The 21,942-nt window shown below is 35.5% G+C and carries 24 protein-coding genes and 1 riboswitch; of the genes, 2 read left to right on the top strand and 22 right to left on the bottom strand.

Annotated features, from left to right (window positions below; translation table 11 throughout):
- Nucleotides 1-24 precede the first annotated feature (24 nt).
- Both ypeB and JOE23_RS13650 read right to left on the bottom strand, forming a co-directional pair.
- Entirely contained in the window at nt 25-1,377 is a 1,353-nt protein-coding gene (gene ypeB / locus JOE23_RS13655; protein ID WP_204439190.1) for a germination protein YpeB, read from the bottom strand.
- A gap of 18 nt (nt 1,378-1,395) precedes the next feature.
- Entirely contained in the window at nt 1,396-2,451 is a 1,056-nt protein-coding gene (locus JOE23_RS13650) for a cell wall hydrolase (protein ID WP_204439189.1), read from the bottom strand.
- Nucleotides 2,452-2,737: 286 nt separating this feature from the next.
- On the opposite strand from JOE23_RS13650, the gene JOE23_RS13645 reads away from it, so the two are divergent.
- A complete protein-coding gene (locus JOE23_RS13645) occupies nt 2,738-3,313 on the top strand; it encodes a genetic competence negative regulator (protein ID WP_204439187.1) in 576 nt (191 codons plus the stop codon).
- Nucleotides 3,314-3,641: 328 nt separating this feature from the next.
- Here the strand turns inward: JOE23_RS13645 and JOE23_RS13640 are convergent, their stop codons facing one another.
- From JOE23_RS13640 to JOE23_RS13620, 5 genes are all read right to left on the bottom strand, one after another.
- A complete protein-coding gene (locus JOE23_RS13640; protein WP_204439186.1) occupies nt 3,642-4,613 on the bottom strand; it encodes an asparaginase in 972 nt (323 codons plus the stop codon).
- A 206-nt stretch (nt 4,614-4,819) separates the two neighbouring features.
- Nucleotides 4,820-5,410: a hypothetical protein gene (locus tag JOE23_RS13635; protein ID WP_204439184.1), complete on the bottom strand. Its 591-nt coding sequence runs from the start codon at nt 5,408-5,410 to the stop codon at nt 4,820-4,822.
- Between the two features lie 109 nt (nt 5,411-5,519).
- Nucleotides 5,520-6,086: a CPBP family intramembrane glutamic endopeptidase gene (locus JOE23_RS13630; RefSeq protein WP_204439183.1), complete on the bottom strand. Its 567-nt coding sequence runs from the start codon at nt 6,084-6,086 to the stop codon at nt 5,520-5,522.
- Nucleotides 6,087-6,088: 2 nt separating this feature from the next.
- Nucleotides 6,089-7,621 carry a RecQ family ATP-dependent DNA helicase gene (locus JOE23_RS13625; protein WP_204439181.1) on the bottom strand — a complete coding sequence of 511 codons (1,533 nt, stop codon included), beginning with the start codon at nt 7,619-7,621 and terminating at the stop codon, nt 6,089-6,091.
- Nucleotides 7,622-7,631: 10 nt separating this feature from the next.
- Nucleotides 7,632-8,684, bottom strand: coding sequence for a YpbB family protein (locus JOE23_RS13620; RefSeq protein WP_204439179.1), 1,053 nt, complete (start codon nt 8,682-8,684; stop codon nt 7,632-7,634).
- Between the two features lie 130 nt (nt 8,685-8,814).
- Between JOE23_RS13620 and JOE23_RS13615 the strand changes: the two genes are divergently transcribed.
- Nucleotides 8,815-9,060: a ferredoxin gene (locus JOE23_RS13615; RefSeq protein WP_204439178.1), complete on the top strand. Its 246-nt coding sequence runs from the start codon at nt 8,815-8,817 to the stop codon at nt 9,058-9,060.
- Between the two features lie 153 nt (nt 9,061-9,213).
- Here JOE23_RS13615 and JOE23_RS13610 read toward each other — a convergent pair whose 3' ends face one another.
- From JOE23_RS13610 to lysA, 15 genes are all read right to left on the bottom strand, one after another.
- Nucleotides 9,214-10,422 carry a hypothetical protein gene (locus JOE23_RS13610; RefSeq protein WP_204439176.1) on the bottom strand — a complete coding sequence of 403 codons (1,209 nt, stop codon included), beginning with the start codon at nt 10,420-10,422 and terminating at the stop codon, nt 9,214-9,216.
- 16 nt (nt 10,423-10,438) lie between these two features.
- Nucleotides 10,439-10,951 carry a sigma-70 family RNA polymerase sigma factor gene (locus JOE23_RS13605; RefSeq protein WP_204439175.1) on the bottom strand — a complete coding sequence of 171 codons (513 nt, stop codon included), beginning with the start codon at nt 10,949-10,951 and terminating at the stop codon, nt 10,439-10,441.
- Nucleotides 10,952-11,010: 59 nt separating this feature from the next.
- The gene (locus JOE23_RS13600) at nt 11,011-11,508 is read right to left on the bottom strand and encodes an ECF transporter S component (protein ID WP_204439173.1); all 498 of its coding nucleotides are present in this window, start codon (nt 11,506-11,508) and stop codon (nt 11,011-11,013) included.
- Nucleotides 11,508-11,873, bottom strand: coding sequence for a DUF4430 domain-containing protein (locus tag JOE23_RS13595; RefSeq protein ID WP_204439171.1), 366 nt, complete (start codon nt 11,871-11,873; stop codon nt 11,508-11,510). The genes JOE23_RS13600 and JOE23_RS13595 overlap by 1 nt, the downstream gene beginning before the upstream one ends.
- An 82-nt stretch (nt 11,874-11,955) precedes the next feature.
- A riboswitch (cobalamin riboswitch) is annotated at nt 11,956-12,124 on the bottom strand.
- Entirely contained in the window at nt 12,113-13,732 is a 1,620-nt protein-coding gene (locus tag JOE23_RS13590) for a HAMP domain-containing sensor histidine kinase (protein ID WP_239585433.1), read from the bottom strand. Its footprint overlaps the riboswitch before it by 12 nt.
- Before the next feature lie 71 nt (nt 13,733-13,803).
- On the bottom strand, nt 13,804-14,520 hold the full coding sequence (locus JOE23_RS13585) for a response regulator transcription factor (RefSeq protein ID WP_204439167.1): 717 nt from the start codon (nt 14,518-14,520) through the stop codon (nt 13,804-13,806).
- A 164-nt stretch (nt 14,521-14,684) separates the two neighbouring features.
- On the bottom strand, nt 14,685-15,422 hold the full coding sequence (locus tag JOE23_RS13580) for a pseudouridine synthase (RefSeq protein WP_204439340.1): 738 nt from the start codon (nt 15,420-15,422) through the stop codon (nt 14,685-14,687).
- Between the two features lie 105 nt (nt 15,423-15,527).
- Nucleotides 15,528-16,058: a spore maturation protein gene (locus JOE23_RS13575; RefSeq protein WP_204439338.1), complete on the bottom strand. Its 531-nt coding sequence runs from the start codon at nt 16,056-16,058 to the stop codon at nt 15,528-15,530.
- On the bottom strand, nt 16,058-16,645 hold the full coding sequence (locus JOE23_RS13570) for a nucleoside recognition domain-containing protein (RefSeq protein ID WP_204439336.1): 588 nt from the start codon (nt 16,643-16,645) through the stop codon (nt 16,058-16,060). Before JOE23_RS13570 ends, JOE23_RS13575 begins: the two co-directional genes overlap by 1 nt.
- The gene (locus JOE23_RS13565) at nt 16,645-17,547 is read right to left on the bottom strand and encodes a D-alanyl-D-alanine carboxypeptidase family protein (RefSeq protein ID WP_204439165.1); all 903 of its coding nucleotides are present in this window, start codon (nt 17,545-17,547) and stop codon (nt 16,645-16,647) included. Before JOE23_RS13565 ends, JOE23_RS13570 begins: the two co-directional genes overlap by 1 nt.
- 416 nt (nt 17,548-17,963) lie before the next feature.
- Nucleotides 17,964-18,554, bottom strand: a complete 591-nt coding sequence (gene scpB / locus JOE23_RS13560) for an SMC-Scp complex subunit ScpB (RefSeq protein WP_204439163.1) — start codon at nt 18,552-18,554, stop codon at nt 17,964-17,966.
- Nucleotides 18,555-18,557: 3 nt separating this feature from the next.
- On the bottom strand, nt 18,558-19,295 hold the full coding sequence (locus JOE23_RS13555) for a segregation/condensation protein A (RefSeq protein WP_204439162.1): 738 nt from the start codon (nt 19,293-19,295) through the stop codon (nt 18,558-18,560).
- A gap of 345 nt (nt 19,296-19,640) precedes the next feature.
- On the bottom strand, nt 19,641-19,991 hold the full coding sequence (locus JOE23_RS13550; protein ID WP_204439161.1) for a GNAT family N-acetyltransferase: 351 nt from the start codon (nt 19,989-19,991) through the stop codon (nt 19,641-19,643).
- A gap of 133 nt (nt 19,992-20,124) precedes the next feature.
- A complete protein-coding gene (locus JOE23_RS13545) occupies nt 20,125-20,562 on the bottom strand; it encodes a peptidylprolyl isomerase (RefSeq protein WP_204439160.1) in 438 nt (145 codons plus the stop codon).
- A gap of 15 nt (nt 20,563-20,577) precedes the next feature.
- Complete coding sequence (gene lysA, locus JOE23_RS13540) at nt 20,578-21,879, bottom strand: diaminopimelate decarboxylase (RefSeq protein ID WP_204439159.1); 1,302 nt, start codon at nt 21,877-21,879, stop codon at nt 20,578-20,580.
- Nucleotides 21,880-21,942: the final 63 nt, after the last annotated feature.

Genomic DNA, 21,942 nt, shown 5'->3' with positions numbered 1-21,942 from the left:
CTGAAATTTCTTTTTATAGGTCAGCTATTCTTCTTGTTGGGCTTGCCCCCATTTAGATTCTACATCCTGCAATCGCTCAACCAGAACTTCTTCTCCCGTTTCTGCATTAATAAAGATTCGATACGTATCATGATTAAGCGTCCCGAAAAATGCATAAGACAACACTTCTTGTCCCTCAACATCTTCTACCACCGCAAGATGTTGATCTTCAATATTTAACCCGTGATTGACTTTATCTTCAGCTTCTTCTAATGAAAGTTTAGGTTCATCTAAATCCCGATTTCGGTGATTACGATAAAAATCTGTTGCATTATATCCGATAATATCTCCATTATCTAGAGCAACTTTCACTAGGATTTTGTCTGGATAAATCCAAATATCTTCTTGAGAGCTAACAAATTGGAAAAACCCTGTTTGGTCATATTGACTAGATTGAAGTAAAATAATATCTTCAAATCCTTGTTCTTTCAAAAGTTTCTCTGCTTCTATTTGTGCTTCATTTAAACCTAAGTTAATATCATTTAGGGGGCGATCAAGCATGTAAGACAAGATATGACCACCTTTTTCAGTAATTTCTACATACCCATGCTCATCATCATAAGTGAAAGAACCACTATACGTCGGTAGTTGGGCACCATCACCACTTTTTTGTAAGTTAATATCGAAATCATTACTTAAATCAAATTGTGTTTTAATTTCTTTAATGGCGGTTTGTTCTGATATTTCGTCTCCTTCTAAAAAGCTAAAGTGATCATGTTGTTGCGGAAGTGAAGATGATAAGTTTTGAAAATGTGTCTCACTAAAGCCTGATGAGCGGTTTTCTACAGCAGTAAAACCATCTACAATTAAATTAGGATCGTTCTCTCCCTCAGATGCAAGTGCTAATTCTACATCTACCCATCTTAATTGTTGATCTAGTACTTCATGTTGTACAGTCCGCAACTGTTTTCTGATGTCATCAGAAGCATCATACAGAGCGGAAAGTTTTTCTACTTCTTTATCTGACAAGGGATCATGCTCTAAATCTCGTACGGCAACATCATATGTGAAATCTCCTACTTCAGATAAGAAACCTTCTGTGTTGCTAAATGGTAATAAGACAAGTGGCAATTGGCTGACATCTGTTTGAGCTTGTGATGTCAATCGCCATATATCTAACATCTGTGGAGACAATTGCTCTTTTGAATTTAAAGCTAATGTTGTCCCGATTTTGTCATGTAATAAATCAATATGATAAGTTAAATCATGAAACGCTCGCTGATAATTGTTTTCTGCATGTATCATCATTGATTCCTTTTGATTTGATTGTTGAAAACCCCAGGTGGCTGATACGATCAATCCTATAGACAGTAAAGTGATAGTAATCCACTTCGCCATTAAAATCCCTCCAGTATATTACATACAAAAAATATGTTTACCAATTCTTTTAATATGTGGTCTTGACCAAATCCAAGTTGATGTTGCAGTATCTGGGTTAAAATAGTAAATCGCTTCCCCAGATGGGTCCCAACCATTGATTGCATCAAGTACAGCACGTCTAGCAGTATCATCCGGGTCCATATATATTTGACCATCAGCAACTGCAGTAAAGGCTAAAGGTTCAAAGATCACACTCGATACCGTGTTGGGAAAGGTTGAACTTTGAATACGATTTAATATAACTGCTGCAACTGCTACTTGACCTTCATAGGGTTCACCTCTTGCTTCACCGTAAACTGCTTGAGCCATCAGTTGAATATCATTTTGTGAATACCCATTTGGCACATTAACGGAGGTTGGTTCAATCGGCTCACCATCTTGTTCTGGATCAGGCTGTTCAGCTTCAGGTTCTGGTTGTGGCTCTTCCTGAAAATCGGGTTCGGGTTCTTGTTCCGGTTCAGGTGCTGGTTGTTCCGGTTCTGCATCAGGCTCGGGCTCAGGTGCTGGTTGCTCCGGTTCTGCACCAGGTTCAGGATCAGGCACTTGTTGTTCTGGTTTCGGATCAGGTTTTTCTTGGTCAGACTGATCTTCCCCCCCAGGAGGTTGTTCTTTTTTCTGCTGCTCTTGAGCAGGAGGTTGTTCGTGTTTGACTTGATCTTCTTTGTTCATTCCACCGTAGTGAGTGAATGTTCTCCCAGCTTTTAAGTTTTCTCGGACAAAGGCCTCATCATAGTCAGTTGCCCTTTCAAGCATATCTTTCACTTGATCACCTGCTAAACCATCTACCTTCATCCCAAATTCATGTTGAAAATGACGTAAAGCCCAATATGTTCCCCAATCAAATACACCATCTATTTGACCATTGTAAAAACCAATATATTGAAGTCGTGCTTGTAACTCGACGACATCTTCTCCAGTTGCACCGTGTTGAACCACTTGTGGACTAAAGGCATAAACTTCTTGATTATGATGGATACTTGTAATCGTTAAGACAAAACTTAAAAGTAAACATTTAATTAATGTGCTTTTCATTTACTCGCCTCCTAAACGGATTGAATATGGATTGTTGCTAACTAGTTTTTAATAAAAGCTTTTTTTTATACACAAAATACAGATATCTCTTAAAAATTCATCTATGCGTCTATGTTTCAAAATTGAATTGAATATCATATAATAATCAAAAGATCTTTTTTAAGTATGAGAAAAATTTTTAATGAAAGAAGATGGCGAGAAGTAGATAAGTTTTAAGTAATTGAAATGATTATCCGTGGTTTTTTTGTCATTTCTTTAGTGTGAAAGCGAAAAGGGGGTAATTGACGTGCGATTAGAAAGGTTATCATCCAACCAGTTTAAGATTTTTTTAACTTTTGATGATCTTGTTGAAAGAGGACTTACAGAAGATGTGCTGTGGAAAGACCTTCCTGCAATGCAAGCTCTATTTCATGACATGATGTTTGAAGCGAGTGATGAATTAGATTTTGAACTGTCAGGTATATTATCGGTCCAAGTATACTTATTACAAGCACAAGGCATGTTAATTATCGTGACTCAGGAATATTTTGACGCTGATGATGATTATATTGAAATGCAAGTGACGTTAGATGAGAGTGATGCTCTGCTTTACGTCTTTGACGATTTTGACGATATTATTCAACTGGCGTATACACTAGAGCGATTAAATATTGATGAAGGATCGATCTATTACTATGAGGGATACTATTATGTTTATTTTTCGGACGATATCTTAGCCAAACATCACCAAGAAGACTTAATTGCGTTATTGTCTGAATACTCTGAGGCTAGCGTCGTCGCACCCGCAAGAATAATTGAATACGGTACGCCGATTATGATCGAGCAAGCTATGCATCTTATTCGACAGAAATTTAAATGCTAAGACACATTTATCACGGGTAACCATCCGGTCCGTAAAACACCCACCTCAAAATAGAGACGCTAATGTCCGGATTCACTCATCTAACAATCAGTAGGCGAAGAACGAAAAAGCCTACTGATTGGTTTCGTTTTACGTGTTAATTTGCTTGATTTGCTAGGATCTGTTACCTAGAAATGAGGTTTATGACTTAGCTAATATGTCATAAACCTCATTGTGAATGTTTCCCTCAATTTATTCATTTTATTGTTATATACGTGCTACTAAAATAAACAGCTATTCCCTAACATAAGAGCATTAATGACTGCCCATATAATAAGGTCATTAATGCTTATCTTTCTAATATTGCTTTAATCTGTTCCCATTGGTAACCTGCTTCTAGCAAAGCAAGTAATTTTATTCTAGCTTTTTGACCTGTCAATCGCTTTGCGAACCACACACCTTTGTTTTTTAGATCTTCCCCCCCACCTTTGTAGCCATAAGTGGGTTGCACCACACCTTTAAAACTTCGTGATACTAAAACAACAGGAATCCTATTTTCGATTAATTGTTCAATTTGACTAACGATACAAGGAGGTAGATTTCCTTGACCAAACCCTTCTATCACTAATCCATCTAGTGGCAATTGACAAACAGCATTTATAAACGCTTGATCCATCCCGGTATATGCTTTGATTAAAACTACCGTTTTAGTAATTGCATTAAATTTTATCGGTTCAAATCGAATCCATTTATGATAAAAATAGACTTCTTGTTTTGTTAAAATACCAATCGGACCAAACTGAGGACTTTGGAAAGTTGCTACATTACTAGTTGAAGTTTTTGTCACATAAGTTGCGGAGTGAATTTCATCATTCATAACAACTAAAACACCTTTTTGTGTTGCTTCATCATCACTCGCTACTCTGATGGCACTAATGAGGTTATATAGTCCATCAGAACCAATCTCATTACTTGATCGCATGGCTCCAGTAATGACAACAGGTATGGTGCAGCTTAAGTACAAATCTAAAAAGTAGGCCGTTTCTTCTAGCGTATCAGTGCCATGAGTAATAACTATACCATCATATTTAGCTTTTTTTGCTTGCTCTTCTATTTGTTGACCTAATACCAACATATGATTTGGCGTCATGTGTGGTGAAGGAAGATCAAAGACTTGTATCTCATCTACATCAGCAATCGCTTGTAACTGATTAATGTGTTCAGTTAATGGGTGATGGCTTACAGGCGTTACCGAACCGGTTACTTCGTTTTCAGCCATAGCAATTGTGCCACCTGTATGTATAATAAGAATTTTTTTCATGTGGTCGCCCCTTTCTGTAATCAGCGTTTATTTTTAAGTATAGCATGAGAGAAATAACTAACCGAATAAGGTTATAAAAAAAATAAGACATATCAGCCAGACTCCTCTGTGACAGCCTTAATTTTACTGACTTACATATCATTACAAGTCAGTATGTTGTTATAATATAGAAAAACAGGTTTTTATCACTAATAATTTTAATATCATTAATCCACCATATTTGGTAAGAATAACGAGCGATTTTCCTCTAATAATGCATCTGTTGAAATATTTAAGTTATTGATTCGTTTTATTAAAGAAAGATATTGCTCATCATCATAAAACATTTCAATGATTGATTGTAAAGAATCGTTATCTTGAGTTTGATAATAGCGTCCGGTTATTTCTGTTTGTTGATCATTGTCATCATTCAGTTGAAACCATCTTGTGACTTCATCTGACAAATGGTTGCCTCGTGAAACAATTTGCACGGATTCTCCCACTTGATTTGCCTGTGCTTCAGAAGAATTATTGAACTGAAAAAAATAATTGCCCCAATAATTGAAGGTTAAAACAAGCACAACAATGATAATGAATAAAATCGCAAATAATCGGATAAGCGCATAACTGACTTTCCATTTCACTCTTGACGACTTTTCATCATGAACTACACTTCGAGGTGGTAAGTTCAAAACATCAATATCCTCTTGACCGTGAGCGTCTTCTTGTTCTTCAGTTGCGAATAATTTTCCGTTGTTATTAATAGCATCCATTTGCTCTCTTAACAAATGTGCTTGATCTTCTTTTGGCTTATCCATTTAATATCCCCCCTGAAAGAAAACGCATATTTCGTAATTGTTCTAACTTTAACAAATGTGTTCGTTTTTTATAATTAAAACTTTTAAAATCACTTTTATTATCACAACATTATGCTTTCCGAATGTATAAACCTAGACCAAAATCAATAAGAAAATGTAAAACAATCACCGTTAAGATATTCCCTGTTAATTCCATAATTAAACTTAATCCAAGGCTTAAACAGCTAATATTTATTAACAATAAAGGTTGTTTTAGATAGCGAGTATGCAAAAATATAAAAGTCAGCATCGTTACAACAATGCCAAATTGACTCTGAATAACAAGCCGAAATAACCATTCTTCAGCGATAGCAATCCAAGCGGTTATCAATAATAACTCACATAAAGTAATATCCTTAAATACTTTCTTGTTCACACCTTGATCGTCTAAATATTTATCAGGTAAATAATGATATAATAACAAATCAATCGTTAAAATAATGACAGCCGGTATAAATGAAAAATAAAAAAGTTCAATCCAATCAAACGTAATAAACTTAGAAAATTCAACGCCCCTATAACTATAAAAAATAGTCAGAAGGCCTGCACAACCAGTTATGATCAATTGAGTGAAATAGACAGCTTGTCTTAACTGTTTTGCTGACAACTGTTCTACAATTTCACGGAAACCATTCATGATCATTCGTCCTCATTAAAAGGTATCATTACCGATTTTAATTGAGATAAATAATCATTGATGCGTTGGCGATAGCCCGATTGTTTCGGCTGCCATTGAAACAGATCAAAACCACAACGATCACAACATTGGTATTTAGCTGGAGAAATATGCGATTGAAATTTCGCATAAAGCCGTTGTCTTCGACATCCACTGGTTGCTAACCAGTTTAACAATTCATTTAACTTGTGTTTTTTATATCGGCTCCGCTCTTTAATTTTATTAATAATGGCTATCTTTGCTTCATGAATCGATGAATGACTCACTATATATTTATTATACTTCAAAATTCCGTAAGCTTCTAAAAAATTTTTAATAAAACGTAAATGAACTTCAGAAAAATTATAACGTTGGGCCCATTCGTTTGTATCTACTTTTACAGTTAGTTTGCTTTGTGACAGTAATTCAATTTCTGACCATAGCATTTCAACAGATTCTAAAGAAGGTAACTCACTCTCGATTAAACGCTGGGGAATTTGATGGTCATTTGGTGATATCAAAGTAATGCTAACACTTTCTAATTGATCACGCCCAGCTCTCCCCACTTCTTGAATAAACGATTCAAGTTGTGTCGGCAAGTGATAGTGAATGATTAAACGTATGTCCGATTTATTAATCCCCATACCAAATGCACTTGTGCAACAAATGACATCAAGTTGATTTTCCATAAATTGTTGTTGTATTAGCAGTCTATCACTTGTATCAAGATCTCCGTGATAATAAGCAACATTTAATTGATCAAATCGCTGATTAATAATCGAAGCAACACGTTCTGTCTCTTTTTTACTTGAAAAATAGATCATGGTAGGGACATTATAGCGTTCTAATACAGCTATAATAAAGCGATCCTTTTCATGATGATGATCTACCTGTTTGACGTATAAGGCTATATTGTCTCGATCCATTGGATAAATATGTTTCTTGAATTTTACTGATGCTAATTGAGAGATGACATCTTTTTGAACATCTGGTGTGGCAGTAGCAGTTAGAGCAAGGATAGTCGGATATTTAAGATCAACAATTACATTATTTAATTTTAAATAGTCAGGTCGAAATTCGTGCCCCCATTGTGAAATACAATGTGCTTCATCAATGACAAATAGTGAAATATCAATAAGCATCAATTTTTTTAATACATTTTGATTTTGGAGCATTTCTGGTGATAAAAATATAAGTTTATATTTGTGTAGATTTCGTATGATCGTTAAACGTTCTTGTTCAGTATTAAAGGTATTTAATGAAGTAATATGTGAATAACCACGTTGCTTCATTTGTTTAACTTGATCTTCCATCAATGAAAGTAAAGGTGTAACAACGATGACACCCCCCTTTACTAATAAAGCTGGCAGTTGATAACATATCGATTTACCTGCCCCCGTAGGTAACGTCGCCAAAACATGCTGACCAGCCATGATATCACTAATAATCTCTTTTTGTCCTGTGCGAAATGTTTTATAACTAAAATAACGCTCCAAAGAATTTTCTAGATTTTCCAAGCTCCCACTCCTAGTTAAGCTTTATTTGATAGCGTGCCAGCACCAATCTTATTTGAAAATAATTGAACTCATCATTTAAATGAGATTTAATCAATGATAATTTACGGTTATCATTCATTCGAACAACTTCTGCAATTTTATTGAAATCTACCTCACTAATATACGTTTCAATATTTAAATTAGGTAGAGCATAAGCCAGTTCGACAATATGATCTTCGATTGTACTCCTTTTTAATTTTCTTACTGCCATGACATCATCAATAGTCAGCCCTGTACGGATTAATTGATAGGTTTTTTCTGCAGAATTAGTCATAAAGTGTTGATTAACTAAGCTAAGTTCGTCATCAATAAATCTTAATAAACTTTGGGGCCGTCGATCCTCAATATACTGTAAAAAACGATGATAAGTTAATGTTAACATCATTTGAATATCATGTTCAGATACATTATTTTTTTTTGCTAGTTGTTGGACAGATAAGCCAACTTGTTGATAACCTGTCAGGCGATCTACAAATAATTGAGCTGACCGCCTGTCAATAGTTTGTAAAAAAGCTTTCGTACTCTCGTGGAGATCCACTAAATAAGCTTTTAAGTCATTTTGATCGATTTGATAATGTCGCTTTACCCACTGTTGCGTGGCATCATCCTCAATAATGGGTACAAACGTTCTGCGGTGCATAACCACATTCGAATACGTTTGAATCGTTAAAGAAAATCTTTTAACAAAAAGCTCAAATATTTTTGCATATGTCGCTCCATTAAAGTATTGAATTTGAAAACAACCCTGGTGATCTGTTAAATATTTCTTCCCCTCTTCAGTCACATAAACATGCTTGTCCAAATCTAATGCTATCCAGCCACTTTGTAATAATTGATTCATGACTTGATCAAATTGAGATCTTCGTAGTTTACTATATATAGAAAAAACATCTGTTAATTGATACAGATTCGCATCTTGTATGGTTTGTGCTGCTCTTTTACCTTGCAAAATATGATAAACAGAAGCCATACTGCGTTGAGACTTTAATCGTTCAACACAAAACAAAATGATAAAGGTAAACATGTTTTACACTCATTTCATAGTAATCTCTTTTTATTTTATCAATCTTGTTATATTAATGCTATTATTGATTATTAATAAGATACCATTTAGAATAGAGGAAGTTAACTGACTAGGGAGGTTGAAAATAGCGATGAGCTATTATACGTGTGTTGATAAAGAAACCTGCATTGCTTGCGGTGCTTGTGGAGCACATGCTCCAGAAGTATATGATTATGATGATGAGGGAATAGCTTATGGTTTACTAGATCAAAATCAAGGCAAAGCTGCTATTCCAAATATATTGGTTGATGACATGTTTGCCGCATTTGAAAGTTGTCCAACGGGTTCAATAAAAGTGAAAGAAACACCATTTGTGCAAAAACATGCTAAATTTTAACATGTTGAATATCATTCATATTCGTGGAATTGTCAAAAAATAGACTTAGACCTATTTTCTATTTATAAATGAGACGCTGTTAAACGAATCTTTGAACAATATTAATAGCAATTGTTCAAAGATTCGTTACTTAAATTCAATTTCGTTTAGCGTTTAATGTAATATAATAGGGTTTACCGCGTCAGGAACTGGAAGTGGATCATTTAGATTAAAGTTGCTGATCTCTGAATCCACGCCATCTATTGTAAGATCTACTTCACTAAAACCAAAACTTTTAGCGGTCATTAAAATCGATTCAATCATTTCTTTTGTAAAAGTATTATTACCAAATTCAGCATGTGATTCAAAGAAAATTTTTAGTTGGTTAGAATCTGCAGCATCTACTTCAAAAGTGACATCGATCGGGATCGGTGCGTAGATGTTTTGCTCTTCTTCTGTCTGTTGCATTTCAACAAAGGCTTCATCTATTGTATAAAATCGATCTCCAGATAGTGTCTCTCTAAGAGGAACAAGCAAACGTTCCCGGTTTTCATCTTGATATAATTTATAAGCCAAATGTACCATCTCTTCTATTTCCAAACTCTCCATTTCACCAAGTGGTCCCAAGTCTATATAATCGTGTGATTCAGTCCTTAGCGTCAAGCTAGTTGCCGGGTAATCAGCAAACATAAAATTGATACTCATTTGAAAGATATATGCTTGGGTCGATCCTTGTGGAAATTGATAATCGTCATCAACAGTCATGTAAATCGTCTGGTTTTGATTAGCAAACTCAAAATGAATGTCTTCAAAAGGAAACAGTCTTACACCTAAGGCGCCTTCATCTATAAACGTATGAATGCGATTGTAATAGTCATTTGGATCACCCGTTGAAGATGTAGATACTAAAGAAATGGGAATTACATACTGCCCTTCTCTGTCCGAAACAGCAATCGTAAATATTGGGAATCGATTAGACTCATCATGATAATAAATCAATTCTCCAGCTCGTTCACCACCTTCAAGGGTTTCAAAACCTTGAAGGTCTTCCAAGTCATCACTGTCATCTTCCTCTGACTCCATGATCGCCATTTGTTGATCTTTTTGTTCCACGTTATGATCTTGTGTTGTCATCGGTGTATCAGATAATTGGTCATTTTGAAACCATTGGGGTTGCACCATAATAATGATTAATACGATTAAAGTTGCCGAAGCAATCGAAGGAATGATCCATTTAAATTTAGAATGATGCTGACTAGCTTGTTTTTCATTTAGCTGGTTTTCTATAGATTGATAAAGGGTTGTTTTACTCTGTTCATCTTTTATAGTTGGGAACTGTTTTAATTTCTGCATGAGCTGCTTTTCCCTTTTATTTTGATCCATCACTGCCTCACCCCTTTTATTCTTCAGCAACCAATTGTTGAAGTTTCTTAATCGCTCGATGTTGTGTTGTTTTCACTTTGCTTTCTGACCATTCTAGTACTTGAGCAGTCTCATGGATAGTCAATGATTGAATATAACGTAGGATAAGCACATTTCTCTGATCCAATGTGCACCGATCCAAAAGTCTATATATCATTTTCATTTCATCATTCATTTCTGCAATTTCTTCAGGCAAGGGATCCTGATCTTTTAACTTCCCTATTTCTTGATCTTTGTTGAAGAAATGGGCCAATCTATTTTGTTGTCGATGTTGTTTTCGAAAATAGTCCAGCGCGGTATGCCTTGCAATAGAAAAAAGCCAAGTCTTTTCACTACTATCACCACGAAAACTATCATATGACTTCAATACTTTGATATAGACATCTTGCACAATATCTTCTGTCGCCTCTCGATTTTTAACTAAGTAAAAAACATATTGAAATAAGTCATTATGATACTGGTCATAAAGCGAATCAAATGTGGTCTTCACAAGATAAGACCCCCTGTCTTCAATTTATTAGTCGACATGCTTACAAAAAAGTTACATGATTAAAGTATACTGATGTTTGCAAACAAACGCGTCATCGGTTTGTATAAAATCACAATGAAAATGACATTACTTATTGCATGATTTAAATCAAATGTTAGCCCAGCCAAATAATAAGGCCAGAACTTATTCGTTATCAACAAATTAACGAAAGCGAAAACAGCCCCATAAAAGAAACCAGCAAAAACACCAATTATTATTAAGATCGGTAATGTTTTTTTTAAGTTTATTTTTTTAAGTAAGGATGATAATAAACTGATCATTGCCCAAGCAAACATTTGCCAAATTGACCATAATCCAATACCCAGTACAAGGTTAGACAAATAAGTTGATACTATAGCTAATAATACACCAGATAGAGGGCCGAGAAAGTAAGAAGCGATAATAATAATCGCAGTCGTCGGTTGAAAATTAGGAATGAACTGAAAAGCGATTCTTCCGACAGCACTTATAGCAGCTATAATGGAAACGAGAGTTAATTTATGTAAATTAAACCGCATCACTCTTCCCATTCATGTAAATCAAAGTTCACTTCATCACCATCAGAAAGTTCATACTCACCTGCTCCTACAAATACTTCTTCCTGATTAACTTCATACAACCAATAAAAATCATCATATTGCTCTATACCTTCAATTGCTGTAATAAAACCATCAGGAGACGCTTCAATTTCGTAATGTTCTTTTAGAACATCTAATAAAATCGCGCCGTCTTCTACCTCTAACTGGTCTTGCTGTATGATTTCTTCTTGATGATTCGTTGAAATCAATATTTCAATATCAATGGCTTCTCCTTCAATTTGATTGCCAGCTTGACAGCCTGTCAATAATAAAACAAAACAAAACATTCCAATTAATTTCTTCATTGTGAAATCTCCTCCAATTTAATATGGAGAATTAAACGTCTATATTCTATTTTTGAATAACAAAACGCCCAATCCCCGAAGCATTTATTGATATATATTGGTAGGTCTCCTGACTTATAGCATGCTACTCTGAGTCCTTCCCAGAATCAAATTCCAGTGGCTTTCTTCATTTCGTAACTATTTACAGTTGCGAGGACAGTTTTGGATTCACACCAAATTCCCTGTTATACACCAATATATTATAGATTATTTTTGGGTAAACTAAATTTAAAAGTCGTTCCTCTATCTAACTTGCTTTGCGCGGATATTTGTCCGCCATGTGCTTCAACAATTTGTTTAGCAATAGCCAGGCCTAAACCCGTGCCTTTTTTGTTCAATTGTGTCCGTGATCTCGACTTATCAGCTTTGTAAAAACGTTCAAAGATAAAAGGTAAATCTTGTTCTGGTATACCTGAACCTGTATCATGAAGTTCGAAAATAAGGTTGTCATTGGCCTCCGTTAAGATTAGTTTAATCTCTCCGTTTACAGGTGTATGTCTAATCGCATTATCAATTAAATTTGTTAGTACTTGTTCTAATCGATCCCTATCAAACGGTATTTCGTCAACGGTTGCATTATTCCCAAATGAGAACGAGATACCATTATTCGTACATTTGACTTTAAATTTCCTTATAATTCTTGCTAAAAATTCAGAAATGGAGTAGCTATTAATGATTAAATCGATTTGTCCTGACTTAAGTTTAGCTAAGTCTAATAGTTCATTAACAAGACGTCCCATTCGTAACGATTCATCTAAAATGATTTGTGCTAAATCGATTTGTTCTTCCCGTGATCTCGCAACACCGTCAATAATAGCCTCACTGTAACCTTGCATCAAAGATATCGGTGTTCTTAGCTCATGTGAAATGTTTGCTAAAAATGATTCTCTAAGTTGGTCAAGTTGGTTCTGTTCTGTCACGTCTCGAACAATAGCTACAACGCCTCGAATGCTTTGCTCTTCATACAAGGGTGATATGACCATCGTCCAATCTCGTCCTTGAATTTTTAAATGATAGCTCTGAGGAATGCTTTTTTTAATCACGTCTTGAATAAAGTCGTATAATTGATCTGGAATCTGTCTGGTTGATACCTGATTTTCCTGATAAAGAAAATCAGCAATAAATTGATTAGCTTGCGGGTTTGAGATAATTATTTCCCCATCAAGATTCAACGTGAGCACACCATCATGCATAGAGCGAAGTATGTTAGATAAGATTTCTTTTTCTTGCTTTAATGCATTAAGTTGATAACTTAATTGTCTGCCCATTCGATTAAATGCCATTGCTAATTCACCGATTTCATCTGGGTTATTCATCGGTAATTTTAAATTAAAGTCTCCTTTCGCATAAGTGAGAGCTGTTTTTCTCATTTTAGACAAAGGTTCAGAGAGACGTTTCGACAATAGATAACTGAACGCACTGAAAACAATTAATAGCAATAGCCCAATCATGAACAAAAGTTGTTCAACTTTAGTAAGCGTCTGTGCAATAGTATCTAAAGATCGGTATGCCATTATCGTTGACTGAGGGCTAAAATGACCGACAATCAATAATTGCTTATCATGCATGTTAATTTGATCACTATGTATTTGTTTAACCCCACTCACTTCATTTATAAAGGAAAGCCATTCACTTTCATTGGCAACTTGATTATTCTTATTGAACATAATAATACCATATTCGTGATCGCGGATCTCATCAATCTGACGGTTGGTCGTGTTATTCATAAGTTTATTAACGCTTTTAACGGTTAATGTTAGCTCATTTTCAGCTTGATTAATTAAGTGCGCGTTAAATTGAGAATAGATAATGAAACTCATAGAAGTATAACATATGATAAATATAAGGATAAAGAAAAACCAATATTTAACAACAATACTTCGCCAAAGCATTAGAGGTCGTCCACTTCGAATTTATAACCAACGCCCCAAACAGTCACAATCATCTGTGCAGCATCCTCTGATACTTTAGTTAATTTTTCTCTTAATCGCTTAATATGGGTATCGACCGTACGTAAATCACCAAAAAATTCATACTTCCAAACTTCCTTAAGTAACTGCTCTCTATCGTATACGCGATCTTGATTACTTGCTAAAAAATAAAGAAGTTCATATTCTTTAGGTGTTAATGTAATTTCAACATCATTTGCCGTCACACGATGGGCGTCATTATCAATCGTTAAATGATCGAAAGCTAACACATTTTTAACCGGCTTATCTTGCACAGTGCTTTTTAAATGATGCGACCGTCGTAGGAGGGCTTTCACTCGGAGAACAACCTCCCTTGGGCTAAAAGGTTTCACAACATAATCGTCTGCTCCAGCTTCAAATCCTTCAATCCGGTTCGCTTCTTCTCCCTTAGCTGTCAACATAAGAATCGGTGTTGTTTGCTGCTCTCGAATAGCTTTACATACTTCTATACCATCAATACCCGGTAACATTAAATCTAGAATAATTAACGCAAAAGATTGTTCATATGCATAGGTTATACCGTCATTACCATTATCCGTCTCTATAATGTGAAAGCCGTCTCGTTCTAAATATATGGATAGCAAACGTCGAATCCGGTCTTCATCTTCAATAATTAATATCGTTTGTTCGTTTTCCATCCCAGATACCCCTTTCTTTGACACCAACTAACATTCCCCACCCGTAATCAAGTCTATTTCAACATTTTTTGCATAAAAGCGGTGATGTCATAATTTATATGCGATGTGAGGATAACCTGCGTTAATTTCAATCCACGCACCTATAAACCATAGAGCAACACCAATTATTTATTTTTTAATGCTTCTGCTCTTAATTGTTTAACTTCATGAGGAGTGAGCTCTCGATAATCTCCAGATTGTAAACCGTTTAAATTTAAAAACCCATAACGTTCTCTTTTTAATTTCTGCACGGGTAAGTTAATCGATTCAAACATACGTCTTACTTGGCGGTTTTTACCTTCATGCAACGTCACTTCAACAATCGACGTTTGTTTTTGTTGATCAACCGACTGTATGATGACATTAACAGCCTTCAAACGTTCTCCATTTGATTGAATCCCTTTCTTTAGTTGACTCAGTGCTGTTTTAGTTGGGACACCTTCAAGTTTAGCTATATATACTTTGTCAATTTGATGGCTTGGGTGCATAAGTAATTGTGCTAATTCACCATCATTTGTTAATAAAATTAAGCCTGACGTGTCATAATCTAAGCGTCCTACTGGGTATACACGTTCATCAATATGAGGGATAAGATCAGTAACCACTTTGCGTCCCTTATCATCTTTTACACTTGAGATTACACCCCGAGGTTTATAAATAAGGTAATAAACAGGTTTTTCTTTTGTGATAGGCACATGATCTACTTCAATCTTATCATCTTTTGTCACTTTAAATCCAAGCGTTGTAACCGTTGTACCATTTACCTTAACTCTACCTTGTTCAATTAATTTTTCAGCTTTTCTCCTAGAAGTAATCCCACTATGAGCAATTACTTTTTGGAGTCTTTCTTCATTTGCAGACATCCGATCACCAATTTTCACTTTAATTATTTTATCTTAACATCTCTTATTTTGCCAGAAATTATAGTATAACACAACTTGATTTCTTTACTGTATAGTTCAAAATGTTCACCCAAACAAAATCGATACAACTATAATTGCTGTTATTATACCAATTAGGTCGGCTAATAGTCCAACCTTTAGGGCATCCCCCATTTTTTTAATACCGACAGAGCCGAAATATATCGTGATAATATAAAATGTCGTGTCGGTACTCCCTTGCATTGTTGAAGCTAAACGCCCAATAAAGGAATCAGGTCCAAACGTTTTCAAAAGATCAGATGTAATGGCTAAGGCTGCTGTACCGGAAATAGGACGGGTAAGCGCAAGAGGAATGATTTCACTGGGCACGTGCAAAAATGTTAAAAGTGGTTGTAACAACTGCACAAACGCATCGAGTGCACCTGAACTTCTAAATATTGAAACAGATACGAGCATACCTAACAAATAAGGAAGTAAAGAGATGGCCATAGATAGTCCCTCCTTACCCCCTTCTACAAACAAGTCATAGGTTGGTAACTTTTTAAATGTAGCTACACTGAGCACAACGAGTACAAACATTGGAATAAACAACAAGCTTATATTTGAAATTACACTCATCATCTTTTTTTGTTCACCCTTTTAAAATAGAATAAGCGATCAATTAAAATTGCAGCGGAAGTTGATAAGCAAGTTGCAATTAACGTCGCTAATACAATTTCAGTCGGACTGTGTGATAAATATTGCATTCTTAGTGCGATTACAGTTGTTGGGATTAAAGTTAAACTTGATGTGTTTATAACTAAAAATGTAATCATTGACCGTGTTGCTTCATCATTTTGAGATAGCTCTCGCATCCCTTGCATTGCTTTAAGTCCTAATGGTGTTGCAGCATTTCCTAAACCAAATAAGTTAGCAATAAAGTTAGATGTAATATAACCAATAACTTGGTGATCTTTAGGTATATCAGGGAATAGCCTTGCAATGAAAGGTTTAAATGCACGACTTAACTGTTTTAGAATATTTGCTTCTTCAGCTATTTTCATGATGCCTAACCAAAATACTAATACACTAGCCAGTCCAATGATTAATTGAATCGCTTCTTGTGCACTTGAAAAAATCGCTTCATTAACATCGGCAATTGTTCCGTTAAATAAACCATATATAATACCGATGCAAGCCAAACCAGCCCAAATAAGGTGTACCATCATGGTAAACCCACCATCTTTTTAAATAGCATTTTTGTTTGCTCTAAAGTCGTATATCGATGTTCAGCTTCTGATGGAAATGTGGACGAGGCTTGATCTTCAATTTGTTCAAAGCCCCACTCATATAAGCGCATATGATCTTGCCAATCATCAGGGTCATTGATCGTTACAACGATCAATTGTTTGCCTTCTTTCTCAGCAACTGAGACTAGCGTTCTTCCTGCGGCTTTTGTATAACCTGTCTTTCCACCAATTGTAGGCGGATAATAGGTCGTTAAAAGTTTATTTTTATTTCCCCATGCATACGTTCGATTCTCGGATTGAAAAGATTTGGCACCGGTTATTTCAGCAAATAACTCATTTCCCATCGCATAACGCATTAAAATCGCCATATCCTTGGCTGTCGAATAGTGGTTGTCCGCATCAAGCCCATGAGGATTAGCAAAAGATGTATCATTCATACCGAGCCATTTTGCTTTTTCATTCATTAAAAAAACGAATCCATCAAGACTTTCTCCCACATGCTCTGCAATAGCCACCGCCGCATCATTGCCTGATCTAAGCATTAAACCATAAACAAGATCTTTTAATAAGATCCGTTCATTCTCGATTAAATAAATAGACGATCCTTCTGTTAATACAGCATCATTACTGACTTTTACGTATTCATCTAATTCGCTATATTCAATGGCAATGAGCGCTGTCATTATTTTTGTAATACTTGCAATTAATTGTGGTTCTTCTGTATTTTTTTGATAAAGAATTTCACCGGTTGCTTGATCCAATAAAACGGCTTGTTCCGCAGAAACGAACGGCTTAGCTTGTACTTGTTGCGGGATTAAAAATGCAACACCAATTAAAACTATAATTGTAATTAACTTTTTTTTCATTGTGTTTTGCATAATACACCTTCTTTATCGTCGCAATTTATTGTTTTCTCTAATCAATTTATGTGAGAAAATTTAAGTTATGCGCTGATTGAAGTGATTATCAAAACTTACCCCTTCTGCATTTTATTTTATAAAACGAACCTTCAAACTAATGGTTCAAACTAATGGTTAGTTGAGAGCATCCGAACATTAACGTCCGTTGTTACCCACCTCAATCGATTTGCTCTACGCTCTATTTTGAGAGGGTGTTTTACGGACGGTTATCTGAACGGTTGAGATGAATTTTTTTAAAAAATGGTCTTATAATGGAACACTTCTATGTTTACTTTGTTGCTCAAATTTCTTTCATTGAATTTTTTATAGTTTGCTAACATACAAAAAATGGAGTTCAACATCAAGTAAAGAGGTTCTACATATGTAGAACCTCTTTACTTTTCTTGTTCTTTATTTTTTAATTGATTAAAAAATAAATCTGCTTCTTCTGTTATTTCATCATCGATCATCGATTGTTCAGTTAAAGGTGGTAATTCTTCAATTGATTTCAGTCCAAAATAAGTCAAGAAATCCAATGTTGTTCCAAACATCATCGGTCTTCCTACTGTATCTCTTCTACCCATTTCTTCAATAAAACCACGTGATAATAACGTTTGAATCGGTCGGTCACTCTTGACTCCTCTTATCTCTTCGACTTCAGTCCGGGTAATGGGTTGGTTATACGCTATAATCGCCAATGTTTCGAGGCTGGCTTGTGAAAGCTTAGTTGTATGTGAGTCTGTCATTAACCTTTTAAAATATTCAGCATGTTCAGACTTGGAAGACAGAAAATAATGGCTTTCAGATTCAAGTATTTGTATTCCCCTATAGACACTTTCATAATCATACTTTAATTCATTAATCAGATGATCAACTGTATCTTTATCTGTTTCTAGAATATTTGCTATTTGCTTGATCGTTAATCCGTCTGAGCCCGATACAAATAATAATCCTTCTATAATGGCTTTATAATGATTTATGTCCAATCTTTATCCTCTCCATCTATGTATTATTAAAGAATCAAAGGTGCGCTCTTGCTCACAAAATATCAATTTATCCTTCATTAACTCAAGCACAGCCATAAATGTCACTACCATATGGCTTTTTGAAGGGTAAGGAAAAAGTTGGTCAAACGGTATGCCTTGCTTAGCTGTTTCGACTTGAGATAGTACTTCTTTCATGCGCTGTTTAATCGGAATTTCTATCTTTTCAATTGTTGTTGTCATTGGCCGATTCCATTTTTTTCGATCAAAAACATTCTGCATGGCAGATAGCATGTCATAAACCGTAACTGCTCCTTTTTTAGGTTTTGAGATTAATTTTTTATCCTCTGTCCATTTTTCTGGAGGTCGTGTAAAGCTTTCCTTCTCTTCACCCTCTAGCTCCTGAAGCGTCTGGGCTGCTTCCTTATATTTTCGGTATTCGATTAATCGAGCAATTAATTCATCGCGTGGATCTTCACCCTCGTAATCGTCGCCTTCCTCTATTTCTTGATTCGGTAAAAGCATCGCACTCTTAATAGCTAAAAGGGTTGCCGCCATAACCAAATATTCACTTGCTATATTTAATTCAAGTTGTTGCATCGTATGAATGTATTGCATATATTGCTCTGATATTTTAGCTACCGGAATATTGTAGATGTCTATTTCATAACGATTGATAAGATGTAACAAGAGATCGAGTGGCCCTTCGAAACCTTCTACACTAACACTATAAGATTCTAACATTATGTTAAGCCCCCTCAATATCATTCTCCTAAATCAGCCTTTATTACAAATAACCGTACGCCTCAAAATAGAGAGCAGAGATCATCTATATAGGCTGGAGATAACGGACGCAAGTGTCCAGATTCACTCAACGACCAATCAGTGAAGGATGAATTTTCCCCGCTGATTGAAGGTTCGTTTTATTATAACACATTGATTTTATAACTTACCATCTTATATCCGTTTTAATTACATAATCTAGATATAGGATAAGTTTAAGAGTCAATCGCTCTACATGCTATATCATCATCGAAGTAAAATAGCACTACAGTAGATTACTGTAGTGCTTCAAGGCTATATTTCCCACTATTCACATTTATTAAGAAAGTCCTCGGTCAAATCATTAGGTTTAACTTGATAATTCTCTTGATAACTAGAACGAATGGCATCAATCATCTTGTGACCAATTCCCAAATCTCGATGTGATGGATTGACAGAAATATGTTGTACAACCACTTTTTGAGATGATTCATCAATATAAATACCAATAGCACCTAATACATCTTCTTCCTCTTTCCATAAATAAAGTTGCCAAGCGTCATTTTCCTCATAAGCTCTCATCGTTTGTTGCAATTTCTTAACATCTTTTTCTTCAGGCATAAAAGACAACAGACCCATTGCAATCTTTTCCATCGATTTTTTGAATCTTATTAACATATTAACCCCTTACTAGACCGTGATAAGGTCTTATAACTTTATTGTGAATAGAAAACTAATCGTATAAAAGTGTAAACATGTAGATATGATTTTGATCATGCCATTTGTTCGTTCTACGCTCACCCTTGTCGCTTTAAACGTCTTTTACAACGACCTTTTCCATAACATCGCCTTGCTGAATACGTAGTACAGTTTCCATTCCCTCAGTAACTTGCCCGAAAACGGTGTGTACACCATCTAAATGTGGTTGGGGTTCATGGACAAGGAAAAACTGGCTACCTCCTGTGTCTTTTCCTGCATGTGCCATCGATAAAGAACCAGCGACATGCTTGTGCGGATTTCCTTCTGTTTCACATTTTATCGTGTAACCAGGTCCACCCGCTCCAGTTCCCGTAGGATCGCCACCTTGTGCAACAAACCCAGGGATGACACGATGAAAAGTAACCCCATCATAAAACCCTTCATCGGCAAGTTTTTCAAAGTTAGCAACGGTGTTCGGGGCAGCTTCTTCATATAATTCGATTTTAATTTCTTCACCATTTTCAAAAGTAATTATTGCTTGTTTTGCCATACTAACATCCTCCATTTATTCATATGATAGATCATATCGAATGAGATCTTGATAAGATTCTCTTTGCATAACCAGTTGATCATGACCATTTTCTACAAAAACTACCGCCGATTTAGGAAATCGATTATAGTGGCTCGACATGGAATAGCCATAAGCTCCTGTGCTAAACACTGCTAGTATATCACCAGCTTCCACTTCTGGCAACAAAATATCCCATATTAACATATCACCTGATTCACAACATTTCCCCGCAATAGAAGCTTTATACGTTTTGGCGTGATTTACTTTGTTAGCTATAGTCGCTTCATATTTTGCATGATAGAGTGCAGGTCTAATGTTATCAGTCATTCCCCCATCGATGGAAACATAGTTACGAACGCCTGGTATTTCTTTTTTTGAACCTACTTGATATAGCGTTAGTGCTGTATTCCCTACGATCGCTCGACCGGGTTCGATCCAAATTTCCGGGAAGTTCATTTCATGTTGTTTTGTTTGAATCGTTATTTCATCTACAAGTGCTGTGACGTATTGATCTAAGGCTAAAGGCTGGTCTTCTTCGGTATATTGAATACCAAATCCACCACCAAGATTTAATACTTTAGGCTGATAGTTCTCGTTCTCTTTCCATTGCGCTAATGCATCAAAAAGTCGACGCACAGCCATAATAAACCCATCCGTTTCAAAGATTTGCGAGCCAATATGGCAGTGTAAACCTTTCATTTGAATCCTTTTATTCTGATTAACTAGCTTGAATGCTTTGTCAGCTTGTCCGTTAGTTAAATCAAAACCAAATTTTGAATCTTCGTTACCCGTTAATATATAATCGTGTGTATGTGCTTCAATTCCAGGAGTAACACGTAATAATACGTCAATTTCTTGATCATGTACAGTTAATAAATGGTCAAGTAATTCTATTTCGTGAAAATTATCTACCACAATACAACCTATTTTATTTTTTATCGCCATTTCTAACTCATCTACACTTTTATTGTTACCATGCATGTGGATTTTATCAACAGGAAAGTTGGCTTCTAACGCTGTATAAAGCTCTCCTTGTGAGACCACATCTAAACTTAGCCCTTCTTGTTTAGCTACTTGTAACATAGCTATAGAAGAGAATGCTTTGCTAGCATATGCAACTTGAGCAGTAACACCAAGATTCTTAAAGCCATTAACAAATGCTCGGGCATTTGCTCTGATCTTGTCAACATCATAAACAAATAATGGCGTTCCATATTTTTTAGCTAAATAAGTCGTATCAATACCTCCAATAGTAAGATGACCCTTCTCGTTTATTGCCTCGTGTCCAAGCACCATTGCCCCCCCTTTTTTATCTAACCACTAAACATTCAAAAATGAACATCCCTTTAAGTAAGATTT

Origin of the sequence: Amphibacillus cookii, from assembly GCF_016908375.1 — a bacterium.
Lineage (GTDB): Bacteria > Bacillota > Bacilli > Bacillales > Amphibacillaceae > Amphibacillus_C > Amphibacillus_C cookii.
This window is presented reverse-complemented; position numbering and strand designations above follow the sequence as displayed.